The following is a 21815-nucleotide window of genomic DNA, read 5'->3' as shown; positions in this document are numbered from 1 at the left end:
CTTATATCTCATCAGCCCCCTATTGGGGGCTTTTTATTATCAATTCCCTTTACCTACCCTTCATCCCTTCCCAATCCAACCCAAATTTAGCGAGATACTTTCGCAACCTGTCTGCATCATTGGGCTGTTTTTTATGTTGCCGCGAAACGGCAAACAGCTCACGCCCCGCTTCGGAAAGGGTAGATGAACGGCGGCAAACTTCAAGCATCATTGCCAACTGTGGTTGGTCGAATAAATCAATCTCACCAATTTGCTTGGGTAATGTATTGGTTGATTTTGTTTGCCATTGGGCTTGCAAGCGGCCAATTTCCTCTTCGGCCACCGCTTTGGTAATGCGCCCGCGTTCGGCAAAAGTGGCCATCCGGCTAATGGATGCCCCCAACTCACGGAAATTGCCACGCCACAGGGCCTGAGGGGAACAGGCAAACTTCACATACACATTACGAGCTTCACTATCAAAACGAATGTGGCTTTGCTGGTCTTGGCAAAACTTAGCTAATTCATAATCAATATTCGGTTCGATATCTTCACGACGTTCTTTTAACCCCGGTAGCGCAAACGTCCACATATTGATACGGGCAAATAGGTCTTCACGAAATTTGCCCTCCTCCACTTGCTGCGCCAAATTACGGTGAGTCCCCGCAATTAATTGAAAATCACTGTGAATTTCTTCATCTGAACCATAAGGGAAAAAACTTTTCTCTTCGATGGCTTTCAGTAGCATTGCTTGCTCATCAAGGCCTAGCTCCGCAATTTCATCGAGAAATAAAATGCCGCCATCCGCTTCTTTCAGTAACCCACGCCTTGGGTTGATTGCCCCTGTGAATGCCCCTTTCACATGACCAAACAGCGTCGACATGGCGTTATCACCGCGTAAGGTGGCACAGTTTACTTCCACAAAACGCCCTTTAACTTGGTGGCGGCTTTCACGCAGTTGATAAATTCGCCGAGCTAAGAAAGACTTCCCCGCCCCCGTTGGTCCATTGAGTAAAATCGGGGCTTTAGAACGCAGCGCGACACGTTCGATTTGCTCAATCATGGTATTAAATGCCGCGTTGCGGGTGGCAATACCCGATTTTAAAAACGAAACCTGCTGTTGCTGCTCTGTTTGGAAACGGCTGGTGATATGGGTATAACGGCTTAAGTCAAGGTCAATCACGGTATGAATACCGATAGGGTCTTTTTCTCGCCCTTTTTGGCTCGGTGACGTTTGAATTAATTTGGCAGGTAAATAGTGAGCTTCCGTTAATAAAAACCAACAAATTTGTACCACATGGGTACCCGTCGTGATGTGTACCAGATATTCTTCATTATCAGTATCAAATTGATAATGCGAAGAAAAATCCAGTAATGAGGTATACACCTCTTCGAAATCCCACGGGTCAGCAATATCCACCTCATGCAGCACCACTTCTGTATTGGGAGAGGCTTGCTCAATGTCCTCTTTCACCCGGTGTGCCATGCCATAGTCATTCACCTGATGCAGTAATTCAAAACGACCAATATCCAAATCAGGCTGTTGGCAAAGGCCAACCGTTGGCCGCCATTTTGTCCAGCGGTTGGCTTTTTTGCCTCGCCTGTCTAGTACGGTACCCAATACCCCAATAACAACCTTACGTTTTTCACTCATAGTATTTATATAAATTTATAAATTACGATATAAAAAGATAATAAATAGCATAATCCATTTACCACGCCAATGTTACCCACTTTTATCTTAAAATTATTTTTTACTTATATTTCAATTTGATAAAAATTTTTATCCCATTTTTTAAAAAGTTGGCATGCTTCTGGCAATACTCTATTCATCCACTGCCGGAAATTGTCTGAACTTCGCGTTCAACCGGTGCAGACATGGTGACTTAGTCACTGCATGGTCTGTATGCCGCCGTCGGTAAGATACCTTTTGGTAATAGCAAAGCTATCAGGTTCGACTCCTGAAACTAACGTCTCCAAAACGTAAAACAACGAGCTGAAGTTAAGCTTAAAGCCGCTACTCGGGAGCCACGCTGAGTGATGAGCAAAAATTTAGACAGCCAGTTTTGGCGCTCTACTTTTTCCCTCACTACTTCGCTTTTTTCTTCAGTAGCGGATAAATATAAAAAAGGAAAAATAATGAAAAAAATAAATGTAGCTCAAGGACTTATCGCATTAACTGAAAAAAATGGCGATTTTCAGCACCTATTATTAGCTGGTGAGCACAAAGTGAATGATTGGTTTAACAAATTAACAGTCACCATGTATCCATTAAATGACGAACCAATTGAACATAAACTGGCAGAGCATTTGCGCCAATATCATCAGCAGTGGGTTGTCGACTATTGCATTGATATCAATTTATCCGATGATGAAGTCGCATTTTTATATTTGCATGATCGTTTAATTGAGGTCATTGCGCCACAAACGCGCCGTTTATATTGGAAAATGACCAATACATTACGGGTTGAGAAGCAAAGTATCGCTGACTTTAAAATGTCCAACGAATTAACCGCCGCGTTAGTACACAAGAAAGACATTAAAGGCCGTGAACTGTGCCTGATCACGCAAATTCCCGCAGGGAAACTTGGCTTATTTAAAGTTGATGGTGAGATAAAAAGTTTATTAGAAACTGGAACTTATGGATATTGGAATATCAAGCAAAAACCAGAAATACAGGTCATTGATGTTTGCTCGCAATCTATTGATAAACCAGTCGATTACGTATTAGCGGAACAAATTCGCCAATATCACCCAGATTGGATAGCATCCCACGGGGTCGATATTGATTTATCGGATGATGAAGTTGGCTTTTTATATTCACACCATAATTTGGTTGAGATTTTATCCCCAGCGACTCGACGTTTGTACTGGAAAGTCGGTGATAGCTTGAAGGTCGAGAAACAGAAGATCGGTGAAATCGTGTTATCAGAAACCTTGATACAACGTTTAAGTGGCAAAAAGCGTATTAAAGGTCATGAGCTATGTTTAGTCGCTCAAGTACCTGCATGGCATATGGGCGTGCTGAAAATTGACGGTGAAGTCGAAAACTTGCTTGAGCCGGGCACTTATGGCTACTGGCGTATCGAACGCACACCCGAAGTTGAGGTGATTGATACCCGTTTACAGTCATTAGAAGTCAGCGGGCAAGAGATTTTAACCAAAGACAAAGTCACACTGCGGATCAATCTGTGTGCTAACTGGCGTTATCACGATATTTTATTGGCATTCTCAAAATTGAGTCAGCCTGTAGAGCATTTATACCGTGAATTACAGTTTTCATTAAGGGAAATCGTTGGTACTCGAACCTTAGATGAATTGTTAGAAAACAAGCAGTTAGTTGATGAATTGATGCTAACTCAAGTCGTGCAGTGTGTGGCTGAGTTTGGCCTAGAAATCGATAGCATCGGTGTAAAAGACATCATTTTACCAGGGGATATGAGAACAATTTTATCCCAAGTGGTAGAAGCCGAAAAATCGGCACAAGCGAACGTGATCCGCCGCCGCGAAGAAACCGCCGCAACGCGCTCACTGTTAAATACTGCAAAAGTGATGGAAAACAACCCCGTTGCACTGCGTTTAAAAGAGCTTGAGACCTTAGAAAGTATCGCACATCGGATCGACCAAATTTCTGTTTACGGCGGTCTAGACCAAGTATTAAACGGATTAGTAAAAATTAAGGAATAAATAATGATAAATAATAAATTCAACGAATTAATTCAAGAAAATGGCGTGCCTGTAAAAATGTGGACCAACGGTGTACCCGTTGACCCTAAAGCGGTAACACAACTACAAAACACCGCAAAAATGCCGTTTATTTTTAAGCACCTAGCCGTAATGCCTGATGTGCATGTAGGGAAAGGTTCAACTATTGGGAGCGTGATCCCAACCAAAGGAGCGATTATCCCTGCGGCAGTGGGGGTGGATATTGGTTGTGGAATGATTGCCGTGCGAACGTCTTTAACGGCATCTAATTTACCAGATAGCTTGCAAAATATCCGTTTTGCTATCGAAGCTGCAGTACCGCACGGTCGAACCACGCATCGACATGGACGTGATAAGGGGGCTTGGCATCGTACACCAGATATTGTTGATAGCCACTGGGCGCACTTGGATGAAGAGTTCAAACGTATCTGTGATAAATACCCAAAACTGCGTCAGACGAACCATTACAACCACTTAGGAACATTGGGAACGGGAAATCACTTTATTGAGCTGTGTTTGGATGAACAAGACCGTGTATGGGTAATGTTACATAGCGGGTCGCGAGGTGTGGGAAACGCGATTGGTAACTTGTTTATCACGTTGGCGCAAAAAGATATGCAACAGCATATCGCTAATTTGCCTGATAGAGACCTTGCTTACTTTGAAGAAGGAAGCGTGCACTTTAATGACTATATGGAAGCGGTCGGATGGGCGCAAGATTTTGCGCGCCATAACCGTGAAGTGATGATGCACCGCGTATTGGAAGCGCTATCGCGTGAAATTCCAAAACCATTTACGACCCAACAAGAGGCCGTAAATTGTCACCATAATTATGTGCAAAAAGAGCAGCACTTTGGTGAAGAAGTACTGGTAACCCGAAAAGGCGCGGTGTCAGCGCGAAAAGGCCAAATGGGGATCATACCAGGATCTATGGGAGCAAAAAGTTTTATCGTGCGCGGTTTAGGTGATGAAGAAAGCTTTTGTTCCTGTAGCCACGGTGCAGGACGCGTAATGAGCCGAACAGAGGCGAAAAAACGTTTCTCAGTCAGCGACCAAAAAATGGCTACCGCCCATGTGGAATGCCGAAAAGACAGTGACGTGATTGACGAAATACCGATGGCGTACAAAGACATCGACGCAGTTATGGCAGCTCAATCATCATTAGTAGAAATTGTTCATACCCTACGCCAAGTGGTGTGTGTGAAGGGGTAAATATAAGAAGTAACAGGAGAAAGCATGGAAACTGACCATGAAAGTGTATCCGTGCTAATGAGAGAACGGATAGGAAAAACACTCAAAAAAATAGAAGAAACTCATCACGTTAAAATACTGTTTGCGTGTGAATCAGGCAGTCGCGGTTGGGGCTTTGCCTCCCGCGACAGCGACTATGATGTTCGATTTATCTATGTTCACAAACTCGATTGGTACCTAACATTAGATAAAAAACGCGATGTGATAGAAAAGCCAATTGATGATGAGCTGGATGTGTCGGGTTGGGAGCTATCTAAAGCATTGAAATTAATGCGTAACTCTAACCCTGCATTAATCGAGTGGCTACACTCACCTATTGTATATTCTAAAGATGAGGTATTTTTTGCTCAACTGGAGCAACTGGCGGCACAATTTTATTCGCCATTAAAATCACGTTATCACTATTTATCAATAAGTAAGCGTAATTTACATACTGATTTTAAAGGTGAGCGCGTTAAATTAAAAAAATATCTTTATTTATTACGGGCGGTATTAGCTTTACGTTGGATAGAAGCAAGCAAGAGTATGCCACCAATGGCATTTTCTGAATTAGTCGCGGCCACAGTCACGGATACCAAGGTACTCGCAGAGATAGATGAACTACTCGTTATTAAGCACCAAGCGGTTGAAAGCGATTATGGCACGAGGCGAACTGCTATTGATAAGCTCGTTCTGGAAGTTATCGCCAATGCAGAGCGTATGCAATTTCCAGATCCTGCTTGTCGTGACAGCCGATTATTAGATGACTTTTTTCGTAAAACTGCGTTAGAAAATAATTAACTAATATTTTTTCAAAAAAATAGACCATCAGAAAAATTTTGATGGTCTATTTATTTAATAATATTAAATAAATAACAATAAAACTTATTGCCACCCGGCTTTTTATAAATGAGAGTTTGGGTCCTGTGTATGATGCAATACCGCTAGCACTTCAATGCCTTCAAGCGCTTTTCGATAATAAATAATGTGGCTTTCAACAGGGAAGCTAAAAACGCCTAAATATAAATCTTCACTACGATCACGGCCAAAAGATGGCTGGTTCGCGAGTATATCCGTCATTGTCACACGTAATGAATTCGCATAAGCCTCAGCAACATTAACTTCCCATCTACGCAGAGAATACAGCTGAATTGAGCGGATATGTCCTTTCGCTTTATGAGTAAACTTAACGCTCATCCTTAAGCCTTATTTTCAAGTTCGTCCATAGTTAGCGGAGCAAATACATCATCAATGCTATGAAGTTCACCGCGTTCTGCTTGCGCAATAGATTCAGCCAAAACCGCTTTTAAACTCTGTAATTTTAACTGCATTAGCTGGTCATATTCATCTGGAGAGATAACAACAGCAACGCGCTTCCCATGCTTACTTATTTCAACAGGTGCACGCTGAACTTTCATCAACAAATCACCAAATTGATTTTTAGCGACTTGTGCGGGGATCGTTTCCATACATCACCTACAATATAAAATGGCTTGATTAGCTATTATAGCTAAAATAGCTTAAATAACCAGCAATCCAAAAAAATCACGTGTCTTGAACTTCCCGTAGTTTGGGCAAAAAAATAGACCATCAGAAAAATTTTGATGGTCTTTTTTCAAAGGCAATGTCAAACACGAAAGAAAAACTAATTTATCGCCAGTTCGGGTTTTTGATAATGGAATATTTACCCGCACCTAAAAATGCCAACGCAATACCACTCAAGAAGAAATACACAATACTTTCAATCGCCCATGCACCTGTTTTATCGAGCAAGAATGTTTTATCTAGCCCAATCATCAGCCATGCAACCACCATAGTGAAGGCGACTAATAATGCAGATGGCCGAGTTAAAACCCCTAAAATAATGAAAATAGGGGCAACAACTTCACCTAAAATGGTTCCATAAGCGATAAATTCAGGTAACCCATAAGAAGCCAGCAGCGCTTTAATACCACTCGCTCCTGTCATTAATTTGCTCATGCCATGAAACAACATGAGCCCACCCACAGCAAGGCGTAATAACAACCTGCCAGCATCTTCATGGGACAACAAACGATTTAATAAATTGACCACTTTATACCCCCTATGGATATCCAAAAACATCATTAAGTAGTATGGCTTAAAAATGTATTATGGCTTAGAAAGCTAAAGTAAGAATCATTTTAATTTGCATTTCTTATAACTAAATCAATTTTCATTTGATTAAATTTTGTTAACTTTTCACCCATTCAAATATTACGTTTAATTAACCATTAAACAGTCAAATATACTGAATAATATTATAAACATGACCTTACAGTAACCAGTGTTAATTCCGTTAATGCGTTATAAAATGGGCTACATGTTGTTCGATTTAATTGCTGGTAAAATTGTGGTAACCAATTAGCCAAATGGTCATTTAGCAATTCTTTTAATGCGGCTTCCCTGACTTGTGAAGCCAACACTGCCGCTTGAAATAACATTAAACCAACATGATCCGAAGGTTCTGGATAATGAGTTTGTATTTTCAAGCGTTCGCGTTTTAAAAATTCACTTAATGCCACCGTGGAGGATCCTTGCAATACCCCTTCAGGGTCGAGATATACCGAGCCCCATGGTGGGGCCGGTAATGCTTCGGGACCAATAAATAAATCTGTCCATTGAGTGTGGAGTACCGCAGCTTCGATGTTTAGTGATGCCGAGATACGTTCACTAAGCTGAGCACTGATCTTACAAGGCCATTGAGATGCAAAGTCATTTAACTTGAAAAAGCTTATCGCATAACGGCTTGCATCGTCATTTGGTGAAAATAAATAGCACGTGCCTAAGATATTAAACGCGGCTGCGTAGTGTGAAAAATGGATCATGAAAAAGATAATTTCCTAAGCAATATGCCGTTATTTATCAATGAATAGTGTAAAAACAGTAGCGCAGCATAAATTCAGCAATCATGGCAGCCGCACAACCCACCACTAAATACCCTTTGCTGCTCGAAGACATAACCCCACTCGCAGTCTGTCGCATATGGCGAAATAACCCATACCCCAATACAATCACCGACAATATTCCAACAACCCAGCTTGTAATACGCAGCGACCAAATCCCTTGGTAGGCGTGAATAGAGTCGATAGGAAATGTAATAGATTCATTATTATAGCTCGTGCTAACTAAGTAACTTTCATAGGTAGGTTGATAAGCTAAACGGACTAACAAGCTAATGCCAATCACTGCCCACAGTATCCATAACCCGCGAGTTGAAACTTGCGCCGCTGGCGATCCTGCATGAAAACGCAATAACAAATTGATTAATAAATAATACCCAGCAGCTCCCGCAGTTAACATCGTGCCGTAGAACATCAAATAGGTATTATCATTCATCCACGTTAACATTGATGTATAACGATAAATTGAAGCCATGGCATATACATCACACAGCCCAGCGATAATCGCTAAACCAAGTAACAGATACGACAGCTCCTTTTTGAACCAGAGCCATAGAAAGGTCATCCCAAGAAAAGCAAAATAGGTGGCAGTAAACACCACTTCACGGCTTAACCATGATGAAAAAATATTCAACAATGAATTAGGCGCATTCAAAGGAACCCCTAAGTGGGTAATTGAAGACAACAAACCAATACCCGCGAAGACACAGGCGACAAACATATACCACAACAAAAATTGTGCATTAACTTTACGGCCCAACGCCGCTGATAATTTTTTGCGAAAAGCGCTAACATCACACTCAACCCAATGGATGTTTGCATCAAAAATGTGAATAACAATAGTGGCCATTCATTCATTTGGCTTCTCCTTGAGAGTTTTGAGTACGGCCAGCCCCTTGGTGCGGGTGGATCACTAAATTCGGATGCGTAATCGATGAGTCCGGTAGCCCACGAACATCCGCCAGCTCGCCATAACGCTGTCTTAATTCATCTATCGGGCCAAACTGAATTGCCCCTAATGGACACGTGGCGACGCAGACGGGTTGCTCCCCTTTTAGTTGTAAGTCGATACAAAAATCACATTTCGACATTTGCTTGGTTTCCGGGTTCATTTGCGGTGCGCCATAGGGGCAAGACCACGCGCAAGTTCCACAACCCACACATTTATCTGTGTTGACCATCACGATACCGTCCCCTTCACGTTTGTGCATTGCCGTTGTCGGGCAGTTTTTCACACACATTGGGTCGGCGCAGTGGTTGCATGAAATGGATAACGTATAAGCAAAGACGTTATTCACCAATCCCCCAGAGCCATTTTCAATAAACTCACCGCCAGCGATTTCATATACGCGACGATATTTGCGCCCGACATCAAGGTTATTTTTATCTTTGCACGCGACTTGGCAGGCTTTACAACCTGAGCAGCGTGCAGAGTCGATATAAAAACCAAGCTGTTTGCTGCTTATCGCGGGATAAACGTGAAATTTACTCATGCTTTGCTTACCTCCACCAATAAGGTTTGATGGGCATTTCCATGTGCCATTGCTGTGCTACGGGCTGATGTTAAAACGTTAGCGCAACCGCCTTGGTCAACCCCATTTTCGTCAGGCTGCCACCATGCCCCTGCTTGTAAAGCTACCACTCCGGGCATAATCCGCTGGGTGATTTTGACGGGCACCATAGTGATACCGCGGTCGTTATTCACTTTGACGCGCTCTCCATCCGTAATATTTCGTTTTTTGGCATCAATGGGGTTGATCCACAACTCTTGGCGCTGCACTTCTTGTAGCCACGGGTTCGCAAATTGCGTTGAATTGGCACGATTACGGCCTTTCCAAGTAATTAATTGCAATGGATAACGTGAAATTAGCTCGTCTTCTGGCCCTTCAATGGCGGGTACATAATGAGATAATGCAGGGATCTCCACATCATGACGTTCATAAAGACGCTGAGAAAAAATTTCAATTTTTCCAGATGGCGTTTCAAACGGGTTATTATCGATATCGTTAATATTTTTCTCAAAGGCGACATGGCCAACATGGGGTCTATGTTTTAACAAATGGCGACGTTTAACCAGCAACTCATCAAACGTTGGAATGCCGTCTTCTGGGCGCTTCTGATGAGCGTCATTGACTAAATGTTCGATCCACTCCTTTTCTGTGCGCCCTTCACTGAATTTCTCACCAACCCCAAGTTTTTCAGCTACGTCACGTAACCATTCATAATCACTACGGCGTTCGAACTCAGGCTCAATCACTTTTTCAGATAAAATAATGTAGTTACCCGTTCCCCATGTCCCCCCCACATTCCAACGTTCTAAGAAGCTGGTTTCAGGCAATAAAATATCGGCATACTTGGCGCTAGGCGTCATGTATAAGTCGCTGTAAACAATAAACTCAACTTTACTTTCATCTTCCAGAACGTTGGCAGCATGCAAAATATCGGGGTTCTGGTTAGTCATATAGTTACCCGCCAACGAAAAAATCATTTTGATTTCCGTATCGAGTTTTTCTGCGTTTTTTAAACCATTATTTGGCGTCACAAGGTCTTTGTTCTCACAAGCTTGTACCCAATTAGTAATATTGATTTTCGCTTTAACTGGGTTTTCAAATAAGCTCGGTCCCGCTAAGGTTTTACGTAAATCAGGCGTTACCGCCATACCATAACCCGCAGCCCATCCCCCTTTCACCCCCACATTTCCGGTGATGGTGGCTAATAGCGTGGCACCTCTTGCAGAGCGTTCACCACAGATATGGCGCTGGGGGCCCCAACCTTGCATTAAGGCCGCTGGTTTTGTATTGGCATATTCGCGAGCCAGTTGACGAATGGTATCGGCGGGGACTTTCGTGATGGGTTCCGCCCACTCTGGGGTTTTCACCACACCATCTTTTTTTCCCATTAAATAAGCAATTAATGACTCATTTTCAGGGATGCCTTCAGGCATTTGGTGCTCATCAAACCCCAAGGTGTATTTATCAATAAAGGCCTGATCATGAAGACCTTCGCTGATGATCACATACATCATGGCATCCATCATCGCGTTGTCTGTGGTCGGCAAAATGGGGATCCACTGGTCGGCTAATGACGATGCGGTATCCGAATAGCGTGGGTCAACCACAATGAATTTGGTGCCATTTTTTTTCATTTTTTGGAAATAATGATTAGTATGGCCAAAAATGGTTTCGTTCGGGTTATGTCCCCACAAGATCACCAATGGCGTATCTTCGAGTGTGTCTAGCGTGCTACCACTGGCTGACGTGCCATAGGTATAAGGCGTAACCGCCATGGTATTGCCATTGCTCACTGAGTGGTAATTTTCTAAAAAACCACCCGTGATATTAAACAACCGACGCAACATATTCGCACCGGAGAAAATCCCCCCAGTCACCCCGGTACTGAGGCTCACAAAGCGCGATGCAGGGCCATATTGGGCGTTGATACGCTGCATATTGTCAGCAATCAATGTTGTCGCCTCTTCCCAACTAATGCGCTCAAAGCGCCCTTCGCCACGTTTACCCACGCGCTTCATCGGGTATTTCAGGCGATTTGGGTGATAAACAAATTTTCGATAGCTGCGGCCGCGCACGCAAGCACGCATGATTGGCATCTCTTCGTCTAAATCGGCATCTGGACGGGTACTAATTCGTGTCACCACACCTTCTTTAACATGTGCTCGAATATCACACTTGCCACCGCAGTCAAAACTACTGCAGGTCGAGACCACTCGCTCACCGTTATTTTCCAGCGTTGTGGTTGGGATGATATTCGGGTTTTCTGGTGTCGATGCGACCGTGTTTGTGGCAATAAATGGGACAGCCATGAGTGCAGAGCTGCCTTGAATAAACCGACGACGGGTTATGGGGTCAATCAAACTCTTGCTATCCGCCTGATCGTGATAATTTTCCATGATAACTCTACCTCTGGCATACATTAGGTTGCCGCGCTAGAGTAATCATTTCCCTGCCTGCCAACTTTCGAAAAACCGCCAAACACATTGGAATTTCAGCCAACCATGAAAAACATGTGGTTATATCAATAAAAATTGCCTATATTCAGAAAATAGATGATAACTTTTGAATATCAGCCAAGAAAATTACTATGCGAAATATTCCTCTAAAAACGGTCGATGCAACTCCGCGTGATGTTTTAGCTATCGGCACTGATTACCTACCAAACGTGCTGCTTGATTCTCACGTTCACCGCCGCGCCCAGTTTCTATATGGTGCGACAGGCTTGATTGAAGTGAGTACAGCAGATGGCGAATGGGTCATACCACCTGATAGTGGTGTTTGGATCCCCTGTAATACGCCTCATGAAACACGCATGTTGAATGTCAGTACGCGTAGCTTATACATTGAGCCCAAAGCCGCTCCACGTAGGGGAAACAAATGTGAAGTGCTCAGGGTTTCACCCTTACTTCGTCAGCTATTGCTTGAAGCGGTTGATACCCCAATTGAATATGATTTAAATGGCCGTGATGGTGTGATGTACCAATTGATCTTGCATGAAATTGCGCAGGCAGAGCCCCTGCCTTTCTATGCCCCAATTCCACGGGATGAACATTTGGCCCAGTTGTGCCGAGAATTCCTAAAAGCCCCACAAATCACCTCATTACCACAGGAGTGGGCGGCAAAATTACATAAAAGTGAGCGCTCATTTAGCCGTTTTTTTGGTGCTCAAACAGGGTTATCTTTCTCTGACTGGCGGCAGCAAGCTTGTTTATTAAGTGCGATTACCCACATTTCTGCGGGTAAATCCATTACCGAGGTCGCATTCGATTTAGGCTACAGCAGCGTTGGGTCTTTTTCGACCATGTTTAAAAAATGGTTAGGGCAAAGTCCATCCAGTTTTATTCAGAGAATTAGTGGATAACACCTAACCATTCAAAAATTCAATTTAGTCAAATGTGGCAATTAACCATGCAGACCCTTGATAACTTCCTGCGTCTGCATTATTTCCTTGAATACGACTACGTATATGGATCGTGCGATTTGAATGAATTCCTACACGAATATCTGTCCCCGTCGCCCCTGTTTGTTCATCCACAATGTCTAACTTACTGTAAATCGTTCTATTTGAAGCATCTTTCATCGGTAAACGCTTTTGCGGGTCACCATCTGTCACATAGTCTAACCGTAACCTTACCTTCGTTAAGGCCGCAAATTTACACGTGTATCTGATGCTTTCCGTCACCAAACTATCGTAATGAATACTACTTAATTGGCCGTGTCGCAAATTGACTGTGCTAGCCTGCCCAGAGCTCGTTTGCGTGGAGCACATTGCTTTCACATTTAACTGAGAAGCTGCAAGACGCATTGGCACTGTTGATTCAGATAAAGGCCAGCTGTCAAAGGGAGGCGCTGTTTTAGGTTCAGTAAAAGCGCGAACATAGCCCGCTAAATCCATTGCAGGAATAACCAGTTTTCCATCAATAATTTGCTCATTAATAAAAAATGTAATAGTAACCGGAAATTGACTGGTAAACTCTTGAGCAGACCTAACAAGCCCCACATAAGCATATGAGCACATTCCTGCATCAATATTTATCCAATTTATTATCGGAGTTTCCACCGTCATCACTAAATTGTTATTGATCCGGTAGGCCGTTTTTCCATCAATCGTGACTCCCGCAGAAGCCACATACATAAACAAACGATGAAATGCCTGTGATGAATGAATTCTTGTATTGCTACTTCCCCATCGTCTACCAACACAATCAACCAAGCCAGACACGCTCACTTGAGCACTATTACCGTCAATAACAATAGGGTTTCCTACACGATAATAATTTTTGCCATCAGAGCCAACCCGTGAAACGGGTTCAATAACACTATTACTATCGATCCGAATTGAATAACCTGAATTGGAATTTTGTATTCGAGGTGCATAGTCTGCATGAGCATTTATTCCATACAAACTAAGAATAGCCACCAGAAAATACATTGATAAGCCAGATGGTTGTTTAAAGAATTCTCGCCTCAAAAATAAGGGAAATGGTATTTTCACCATAGAGCAAGAAACCGCCTGAAATAGGATTTGAAAATTAGACATAACCGATATTACCGCCTTAATAGTAAGTGACCGAAATCATGGCAATAGCACTAAATTTTCCAGCACGGAGTTGGCTCGCTGGTAGGGTACTAACGAGATCAGCTTGTAAAATAATTCGCTGCAAAGTGGCATCTATTTGTTCTGGGAATATTTGCTGAATTTGATTAACTTCAAGTGGATGAGCCACACCTCCAGTTATATTATTGATATTAATGCCAAGGCCATCAGTACTGGTGGATAAAATACTTTTTCCTTGATAAACCATAGTGTTACTATTTTTGGGGTTAATCATAATACCGAGTGATTTATTCCAATTACAGCCAGTTAAATACAAAGGAAATGTATGGGATTGGGAAATATCATCAGAATTATGCGGTATATTAATCACCCCAAAATTGATTTTTAACGGGGTACTGTTATCTTCACTACGCAGGTGGCAGGCTGGGTCGACTAGCGTCGCACTCACATCGATTAAGACATCCGACTTAGATATAAATGGGAGAAATAAAAAACACAAAACAAATTTAGATAACCAATTGATTGTATTCATTACTCATACTCCAATGAAAAAGTCGCTGAGCTTGAAAAAAAACCTTTTTTTGCTTCATTCAGCGGATTTTTACGAACAAATACACCAAATTCCAATTGTTGAGTCCCATCCGTAACCGTAACCGGTGTTACCTCAATCGATTTATCCCAAGTAACAAGTACTCTTTGCTTATCAACTACACCGAGCAGTACACCACTATTTCCATCCGTTCCAAGGTAATTATCACCCTCTACAGCGACCTGTTTTGGGCTTTTCCAGGTAATCTTAATCATCTTATTTAGGTCGGCTTGGCTACATTTTTCAATCGTGATAAAAAAGGGGGTGATATCACTAGGAATATTGTCATTAATCGACTTCAAACGTATATTTTCAATTGTTACCCGCTTATTGATAGAATCAGCCGCTAACTGACAGGTTTTATTGACTAAAATGCCACTAAACTCCACATCTAAGCTGTCCATACTCCAAGCAAAAATAGGGAATCCAAGGCTTAAAAGTAAAATAGCCTTACTCATAAACCACCTCCAGCCGTAATAAATTCGATTTGTGCATTGAAACAGGGGGATAAATGAGATTATTGCCATTTAATAGATTCATTTTCTCTATAGCCGTAACATTCCCATTTTGCACATCATAAAAACGTATTTGTGCGGGCGTTGTTTGCATTTTGTTGGCAGAAAAGGCATCGCCTGCGCCACATTGAGTCAGCATCACCGCTGAGGTTGATATTTTTAAGTGACAAGGTGAATTGAATAATTGAGCGCTGACTTCTAACCATCCACTATTTGAATCTTCATAATGCGATTCATTCACTGCAGTATGATTTAAAAACTCGCTAGCCGAAGCCATCCCGCCTATCACGCCACTGATGACCATGCTACTGATGAAAAATAAGCCGATAAGCATATATTTTATCAATGCATTACTCCTTCTATTATTAATGCTAGGCATATTTCCTAACTTAACTAACGTTCATCAACCACAGTGCAAACCTCTTGCTGGCAACGAAAAGCTAAAGTCGGTTTTCCGCCATAGTCGTTGATATAGGTTAAATGTGGCTTTGTCAGCGGCTGGGAAACAAATTCTTGGGTAGATTTCGGTGGTACCATCACCACCTCGAATTGACTTTGTTCAGACTGTTTTTGGTTATTACCCAAGCCAATAACCGTCAAATTAAAAGGTGTTGAATTATTGAGTTGATACCCTTTATTGGTCTTCATTAGTGTGACCTTATGTGCCCAGTTTGTTTCTGACTCAGCTAAAATGGACGAGGGCCGATAAAAAAGCTTCACCCGCGATTGCAAAGCAATTTGTAAGGTATTCGCATCATGAGATTTAGGCGGGACTTCTCGTAAATTAAAATAAAATACGGATTCCCTATCTTGCGGTAACTGACTAAATAAAGGCGTCAGACTCAAACGAACTAAGCTTTGGCTATTCGGCTCGACACGCTGTAGAGGAGGCGTGGCTAATAACGCTCCTTTTATTAACTTGTTACCTTGCGGGTCTTCAATCCAACTTTGCGCGAGATACGCCTCTTCTGGGTTATCATTGGCTATCTTGATATTGATCGATTTCGCATCCCCAGGGAAAATGATCCGAGTTCGATCCAAGGTCACTGCTGCATGAGTATTAAATGATAATATTGATATAACAAACAGCACCCTCACAACCCATTGATAACAGATATCTAATTTCCACATAATTAGCCTCACAATCATTTACTTGATGATGAATCAACTGAACGGACCGCTTTGACTGAAGAGCATGGCAGCAATAACAAATCAGTAAGCTCATTTAATTTTTCAGGTAGGGATAACTCGCACTGCAGCTGGTTATTCCAATACAACGACAACTTTTCTTGAGGTGATACCCCCACTAGCCACGTCACACCGCCTTCACCCACGAGCCCCAATTCTTGGTTATTTTTATTACGTACACTGGCACCAAAAGGTGGGTGTTTTCCATCTAACAAAGCAAAAACAGCAAATAACTTTTCGCCTTTCATCACCGATAAGCTGCGATAACCGATGGCACCTTTGGTTAACGTAATATCCGTTGAGGGATCGAGGCTTTCTATATCATCGGGTAACTGGCTGGTATTGATTGAAGCAGTAGATTTTCGATAACTATTCACATTGGGAATAACGGCCAATCCAAATGCATTAGTTTTAGTTACACCATTTTCGAGAGGAACACCGCTTACCTCCGGTGTTTCAATCATAAGTCGTGTATCACCGTGCGCTGAGCGGTGCAGTGCTGCCCCTTTAGAGGTTAATGTGAGCCCACCATTGATTGACCCACCAATACTGTGGTACTGATCTGGTACATAGCTTGCATTTATAGATGTACTTGCTTGAGAGATATCTCGTGAATAGAAGCCACTCAAACTGACTTGATTATCAATATTTTGCCCATGGTTATAACCAACATTGATATTGAAATTATCCTGCTCTCCATAGCCACTATATCCAACCTGATGATTAAATTGGTTATTTCCCGCTGAGCGTGAGTAGAGCTCAGAGAATGTGACACTATGTCCACGAAATAACGGTACAGTGAGATACAGATTAATGGCATCATCTTCATTACCATTGTCTCGCTCTGTACGGCTCGCTGATAATGATAAATTTGCCGCATTTTGGGACAGAAGAGGGAAATTTAAAGGCGCATTAACGTATAAACCGTATTGTGTTTGTGAGTCATGCTGCCAATAAGTACTATATTGATAATTAAGAGAAATATTAAAATCATCGAAATATTTATTTAAATATAATTGATAATTTTCTTTTGCTGCCTGAGTACCATAACCTATTCTCTCCTCATCCATAAATTGTGTGAGTGTTCGGTATTCTTTGTCAGCAAAACGGTAGCCCGCAAAGGTAATATCTGTACGTAGCTCATCGAAAGATTTTGCGTAATTAACGCGATAAGAGCGTCCTTGGCGTCTTTTATCTGAAAAATCGGCAAAAGATTGTGTGATATCAAAAGAAACCGCACCTATTGAAAAAAGATCTCGCCCTATTCCTAACGCTGCGCTTTGGTAATAGCCATTGAGCTGAGTGCCTCCATATAAGGACCATGCATTTGAAACACCATATGATAATTCACCACTTACAACAGGCTCCCCTGTCAAATGCCGATTGTCATAACGCGTCTTTCCCATAGCAACCTTATAAATGACGCGCCCGGGACGTGTTAAATAAGGCAACGAGGCCGTACTGATACTAAACTTACTCTCTTCCCCATTTTCTTCGCGGACGGTCACATCTAATACACCACGAATGCCGCTATCAAGTGTTTGAATACGAAATGGGCCGGGAGGAACTGCCGTTTCAGAGATAATGCGTTCTTGGCTGCGAACAATCACAATTGCATTCGTATTTGCAACACCAATAATTTCAGGTGCATACCCCACTAATTTAGGCGGCAGCATGCGGTCATCACTTTCTAAAGAAAAACCGGTATATTGCCAAGATTCAAAAATATCCGAATAGAAATAATTTTCTCCCAACGTAAAGATTGAGGCACTATCTTTCAATGAGGTAAATGCATAAAGACGAGTAAAATCAAAGTTGTGTTTTTCCTGCGGATAATCACCCCGTTGTTTTTGGTAAGATGTACTGTAATCGCCACGTAAGCGCCAAGCCCCCCAATTCACCCCGGTGATCCCATTACTCGATAAATAAACTTGCCGATGATTATCCGTTTCTTTGGTTGCTGAAATATTCGCGTTGTAATCAATAAATACACCACCGATCCCCTCTTCCCATAAATTAGCGGGTACCCAGTAAGGGTCGCGGTATTCCATCCATATTTGTGGAACCGTCATTTTCAACGACAATGTACTGAGCTCGATGGCTGTTTGAACCCCTGTTAACGCAGAAAAGTCGAGACATTTCCCATTATGGGTAAGTGTTACTTTCTCCATCGCCGAACGCTTTAAACCAATTAATTCAAGAACATCTGGAGGAATACAGATGGTTTGTGTGACTTGGGTTGATTCTCCGGCGATTGGCTTATTTTCATAAACGGAGATATCACGGGGTGCCCCTAAGCGTTGCCCATTAACAAAGAGAGTAAAAACATAATTTCCTGGTAGCGTATACCCTGCTACTGAAAACTGGCTCATATCAATATTCTGAATATCATCCGCATCTAAAACATCTGTATTAAATTCAGAGGCAAATACTTTGCATCCCATAAGACCCGATAACAGAAAAGCAATGCGCCAAACCAGCTTCAATTTCGCGTTAATTTTGAACACCATGCTCTATACCATCCTCGCTATACCAGATTAAATGCAATAAGAGTGCATCTTCAAAATGAAGCTCATAGAAACGTATTCTTCGTGCGTGTTATTGGTAATCGATGAAAAAGCGGAGCAGTCCGTAATAACGACCTGCTTGGATCGGTTGTCCGGTTAATTCCAGACGTAAGAAATAACGAAGGAAAAGGCTGTAACCTGATTTATCTTGATACAACACATTGTCAGATAATGAATAATCCTTATTAGGCTGTAATCGTCTTTTTGAATTATCTAATACCGAAATACCCACCCCTTCGGAAGCACCTTGTAGTATAAAAGCATCTATATATTGTGTATTTTGGCCAACAAAGCGTATCTTCCATGTTTTTAGATCAACGGTTGAATAGACACTGCCGCAATCTTGTAACTCGATAATAAAAGGCTGATCATGCATTTCTCTTTGCAAGCTATTTGACAACAAAGCGAGAGCCAAAGAAGAAAAATCAATAGTTTGATAGCGATTTTGCAATGTTATTGAGCACGGTGCATCAATGACGCTACCCCTGAGTAACGTTATTGCACTGACGCTGTGGGGTTTAACGCTTTTGATGTCTGCATATGAATGAATACTAAAAATAAGCATTACCAACAGCACTGTTATATCCATAGCCCTTTGATAGCTCACCACGACACCTCTTCTACTGGCTCTCATTTAACCACCAGCCAATGCTGGCGGTTAAATAATTTAGTTATTGATAGGTAATACGAAAGTTTGTTACCGCACTGAACCTACCTTCCGATACACTTTTCGTCGTATCAACAGCCTTTGCTAACGCTTTGAAAGACAGCACGTTATCTCCCTTTTTATTGATAATGCGTGAGAACACATCTTTCGCTTTTCCAAATTCAAATCCATCAATACCAATTCCCACATTGTTGGTATTGCCTGCAGAAGTAGAAAGCAAAGTATTTGTTGCATCCGCATAACTTTGACCTGTAAACACTAATTCCATTGATTTAACAGCAATGGGTTTTCCGGCTGCATCAGTATCAAAATCAGCGAAATCGCATCCCGTAAATTCAATATTAAATTTCACTTCAGCTACGCGACCATTTTCCAATGCTCTGCGAGATAACTGTCCAAAATCAATAAGTTGCTTTAGTGATGATTGAGCTATATTACAAGGCGTGCTCACAACGACACCTTCGAAATCAACTGTACCGGTATTGTCTGCCGCAGAATTTGCTGACAAAAAAACCGTCATCAATGCAGTAAAAATAAATAACCGAGATGATTTTGATAATTTGGGGGCAATATTTAATTTGGTTAATCGCATATATTTTTCCTTTCAATTAAAAAATTAAACTACAACAAATACACCATTAAAAATTTAATAGCGTAAGTCTAATTTCCATATTTAATCCAATTAAAGAGGACACAAAAACTAAGAACTACAATATATGTAAATTACTATCTCAATAAAAAATCCATTGAAAATCATCTGGTTTTTAGTTTTCCATAATAGTAGAAAAATGTTCTTTCGATGAGATAAAAAATTTCATCTTGTGTTCTTATATCTGCAATTTCACTTGAATGGTTCACTAATACTTTAAAAAAGAACTCTAACCAATTTTTTTCTAATACGTTCAAAAAAATATTTAACGTTTCAATATTAATACCAGTTTCTCCTCTTTCATAACGAGAAATCTGCTGTTGACTTATTTTTAATATTTTCGCTAATTGGTATCCTGTTAATGATTTATCAATTCTTGCTTGCCTTAAAAATAACCCAACATCTCGACGTAATAATGCATCCGTTTTTATCATATTAATTCCAACAAAAAACACTCCCATATAAAAAATTCAATTAGCCAACCTTACTTAAAAGACAGATTATTTTCATGTAAAAAAGCGGATATATCCAAACACAGATAGAAACAATTAATTTTAAATATAGGTTTATTAATTAAGCCTGTAAATACGTTTGTATCGATCGAACATATATAATTTGATAGTTATTTCCTATTAAATTATATAACACCTATTATATATTTTATAAAACTACAAAAATAAACAAAAAAATCAACAAATTAAACAACATTGCAGATAAAACAATAGCAAAATAAATAAATTAAATTTAAAATATTAACGTACCGGACAAAATAAAATAAAAAGAATAAAGCAACGCTACCAATTAAAACGAATAAACCCACTAGATTTACACAGAAATAGAGTTAAACAATGAAGTCAATGCTAAAACTCATAAATAAAATAAAGATAATCATCAATTACTATTTAATTTATTATTGTTATATTGAGTTATATCCTCAAGCGTTAATATAAGCAAAATTAAAAATAGAATATCCACTTACTGCATTATTTATGCATTAATCGCATTTTTTATTTAAACACCTAACACCTTGTTCAAATATCCGTTAAAGTAAAGTTAAAAAGGACTCCAAAATGATAGAAAAATTCTATAGCTACCAACCACTGCAGGGTCACGGGCTCCCCCATGATCCTATCCCATCACTCATTGGCCCTAGGCCTATTGGTTGGATATCAACCTGTGATAGTAAAGGTAGAGCCAATCTAGCTCCTTATAGTTTTTTCAATATTTTCAATTATTCACCACCTATATTGGCCTTTTCGAGTGTTGGTAAAAAAGATTCAGTAACTAATGCCATCGAAACAGGGGAGTTTGTGTATAACCTCGCAACTCTTGCACTTGGCGAAAAGGTAAATATGAGTAGTGCTACATTGGCACATGGTGAAAGCGAATTTGCATTAACGGGGCTATCCACTCTCCCTTCAACATTAGTTTCACCCCCTCGCATCGCTCAAACACCCGTTTCAATGGAATGTGTTGTCACGCAATACCAACAACTGAAACGTGCTGATGGCCAGTTATTGGATACTTGGATGGTGATGGGAGAGGTTGTCATGGTGCATATTGATGAGTCCGCATTGAATGATGGATTATATGACTGTGCTGGCCAGAAGCCACTATTGCGTGCAGGAGGACCCGCCGATTATTATTGGATAGAACAACAGCAAAATTTAAAAATGTATCGCCCTAAATGACTATAAATCTGAGTAATAAGTATCCTCCAGAGGTTTATTACTCAGACC

Annotated in this window: 22 protein-coding genes; 5 read left to right on the top strand and 17 right to left on the bottom strand. The window is 41.1% G+C overall.

Annotated elements, in window-relative coordinates:
* Positions 1 to 49: 49 nt before the first annotated feature.
* Positions 50 to 1630: an RNA repair transcriptional activator RtcR gene (rtcR, locus tag PR809_RS08850; RefSeq protein WP_206275882.1), complete on the bottom strand. Its 1581-nt coding sequence runs from the start codon at positions 1628 to 1630 to the stop codon at positions 50 to 52.
* 959 nt (positions 1631 to 2589) lie between these two features.
* Between rtcR and PR809_RS08845 the strand changes: the two genes are divergently transcribed.
* Genes PR809_RS08845 through PR809_RS08835 form a run of 3 tightly spaced genes read left to right on the top strand, consistent with a single transcriptional unit; the run spans position 2590 to position 5712 of the window.
* Positions 2590 to 3663, top strand: a complete 1074-nt coding sequence (locus tag PR809_RS08845; RefSeq protein ID WP_439652752.1) for a slipin family protein — start codon at positions 2590 to 2592, stop codon at positions 3661 to 3663.
* Between the two features lie 3 nt (positions 3664 to 3666).
* Positions 3667 to 4893: an RtcB family protein gene (locus PR809_RS08840; RefSeq protein ID WP_206275881.1), complete on the top strand. Its 1227-nt coding sequence runs from the start codon at positions 3667 to 3669 to the stop codon at positions 4891 to 4893.
* 24 nt (positions 4894 to 4917) lie between these two features.
* The gene (locus tag PR809_RS08835; protein WP_206275880.1) at positions 4918 to 5712 is read left to right on the top strand and encodes a nucleotidyltransferase domain-containing protein; all 795 of its coding nucleotides are present in this window, start codon (positions 4918 to 4920) and stop codon (positions 5710 to 5712) included.
* Positions 5713 to 5814: 102 nt separating this feature from the next.
* Here the strand turns inward: PR809_RS08835 and PR809_RS08830 are convergent, their stop codons facing one another.
* The 7 genes from PR809_RS08830 to PR809_RS08800 form a co-directional block, all read right to left on the bottom strand.
* Complete coding sequence (locus tag PR809_RS08830; protein WP_206275879.1) at positions 5815 to 6108, bottom strand: type II toxin-antitoxin system RelE/ParE family toxin; 294 nt, start codon at positions 6106 to 6108, stop codon at positions 5815 to 5817.
* Positions 6109 to 6110: 2 nt separating this feature from the next.
* Positions 6111 to 6380, bottom strand: coding sequence for a type II toxin-antitoxin system Phd/YefM family antitoxin (locus PR809_RS08825; protein ID WP_166267275.1), 270 nt, complete (start codon positions 6378 to 6380; stop codon positions 6111 to 6113).
* Positions 6381 to 6561: 181 nt separating this feature from the next.
* On the bottom strand, positions 6562 to 7017 hold the full coding sequence (locus PR809_RS08820) for a DoxX family protein (RefSeq protein ID WP_241098600.1): 456 nt from the start codon (positions 7015 to 7017) through the stop codon (positions 6562 to 6564).
* Between the two features lie 173 nt (positions 7018 to 7190).
* Positions 7191 to 7757 (bottom strand): molecular chaperone TorD family protein, encoded by a 567-nt coding sequence (locus PR809_RS08815; protein ID WP_166267273.1) that lies wholly within the window; start codon positions 7755 to 7757, stop codon positions 7191 to 7193.
* 37 nt (positions 7758 to 7794) lie between these two features.
* A complete protein-coding gene (locus PR809_RS08810; RefSeq protein ID WP_241098599.1) occupies positions 7795 to 8682 on the bottom strand; it encodes a dimethyl sulfoxide reductase anchor subunit family protein in 888 nt (295 codons plus the stop codon).
* A 4-nt stretch (positions 8683 to 8686) separates the two neighbouring features.
* The gene (locus PR809_RS08805; RefSeq protein ID WP_102139131.1) at positions 8687 to 9325 is read right to left on the bottom strand and encodes a DMSO/selenate family reductase complex B subunit; all 639 of its coding nucleotides are present in this window, start codon (positions 9323 to 9325) and stop codon (positions 8687 to 8689) included.
* The gene (locus PR809_RS08800) at positions 9322 to 11739 is read right to left on the bottom strand and encodes a DMSO/selenate family reductase complex A subunit (protein WP_206275877.1); all 2418 of its coding nucleotides are present in this window, start codon (positions 11737 to 11739) and stop codon (positions 9322 to 9324) included. The genes PR809_RS08805 and PR809_RS08800 overlap by 4 nt, the downstream gene beginning before the upstream one ends.
* 191 nt (positions 11740 to 11930) lie before the next feature.
* On the opposite strand from PR809_RS08800, the gene PR809_RS08795 reads away from it, so the two are divergent.
* A complete protein-coding gene (locus PR809_RS08795; protein WP_136134398.1) occupies positions 11931 to 12704 on the top strand; it encodes an AraC family transcriptional regulator in 774 nt (257 codons plus the stop codon).
* 24 nt (positions 12705 to 12728) lie between these two features.
* Here the strand turns inward: PR809_RS08795 and PR809_RS08790 are convergent, their stop codons facing one another.
* From PR809_RS08790 to PR809_RS08750, 9 genes are all read right to left on the bottom strand, one after another.
* A complete protein-coding gene (locus PR809_RS08790) occupies positions 12729 to 13883 on the bottom strand; it encodes an adhesin (protein ID WP_206275876.1) in 1155 nt (384 codons plus the stop codon).
* A 16-nt stretch (positions 13884 to 13899) separates the two neighbouring features.
* Entirely contained in the window at positions 13900 to 14433 is a 534-nt protein-coding gene (locus PR809_RS08785) for a fimbrial protein (protein ID WP_102139135.1), read from the bottom strand.
* Positions 14433 to 14948, bottom strand: coding sequence for a fimbrial protein (locus tag PR809_RS08780; RefSeq protein WP_166267265.1), 516 nt, complete (start codon positions 14946 to 14948; stop codon positions 14433 to 14435). The genes PR809_RS08785 and PR809_RS08780 overlap by 1 nt, the downstream gene beginning before the upstream one ends.
* On the bottom strand, positions 14941 to 15351 hold the full coding sequence (locus PR809_RS08775) for a hypothetical protein (RefSeq protein WP_148241609.1): 411 nt from the start codon (positions 15349 to 15351) through the stop codon (positions 14941 to 14943). The genes PR809_RS08780 and PR809_RS08775 overlap by 8 nt, the downstream gene beginning before the upstream one ends.
* A 47-nt stretch (positions 15352 to 15398) precedes the next feature.
* Positions 15399 to 16136, bottom strand: a complete 738-nt coding sequence (locus PR809_RS08770) for a fimbrial biogenesis chaperone (protein WP_229597524.1) — start codon at positions 16134 to 16136, stop codon at positions 15399 to 15401.
* A 14-nt stretch (positions 16137 to 16150) separates the two neighbouring features.
* Positions 16151 to 18703, bottom strand: coding sequence for a fimbria/pilus outer membrane usher protein (locus PR809_RS08765; RefSeq protein ID WP_206275875.1), 2553 nt, complete (start codon positions 18701 to 18703; stop codon positions 16151 to 16153).
* A gap of 88 nt (positions 18704 to 18791) precedes the next feature.
* On the bottom strand, positions 18792 to 19370 hold the full coding sequence (locus tag PR809_RS08760) for a fimbrial protein (protein WP_102139191.1): 579 nt from the start codon (positions 19368 to 19370) through the stop codon (positions 18792 to 18794).
* Positions 19371 to 19431: 61 nt separating this feature from the next.
* Complete coding sequence (locus tag PR809_RS08755; protein ID WP_102139192.1) at positions 19432 to 19947, bottom strand: fimbrial protein; 516 nt, start codon at positions 19945 to 19947, stop codon at positions 19432 to 19434.
* A 233-nt stretch (positions 19948 to 20180) separates the two neighbouring features.
* The gene (locus PR809_RS08750) at positions 20181 to 20510 is read right to left on the bottom strand and encodes a helix-turn-helix domain-containing protein (protein ID WP_166267257.1); all 330 of its coding nucleotides are present in this window, start codon (positions 20508 to 20510) and stop codon (positions 20181 to 20183) included.
* Positions 20511 to 21146: 636 nt separating this feature from the next.
* Between PR809_RS08750 and PR809_RS08745 the strand changes: the two genes are divergently transcribed.
* Positions 21147 to 21767 (top strand): flavin reductase family protein, encoded by a 621-nt coding sequence (locus PR809_RS08745; protein WP_195698138.1) that lies wholly within the window; start codon positions 21147 to 21149, stop codon positions 21765 to 21767.
* Positions 21768 to 21815 lie beyond the last annotated feature (48 nt).

The sequence above is a fragment of the Providencia sp. PROV201 genome (assembly GCF_028479545.1).
In the GTDB taxonomy this organism is placed as follows: Bacteria; Pseudomonadota; Gammaproteobacteria; order Enterobacterales; family Enterobacteriaceae; genus Providencia; species Providencia huaxiensis.
The sequence above is the reverse complement of the archived record's forward strand: the minus strand, read 5'-3'. Positions and strand labels throughout refer to the sequence as shown.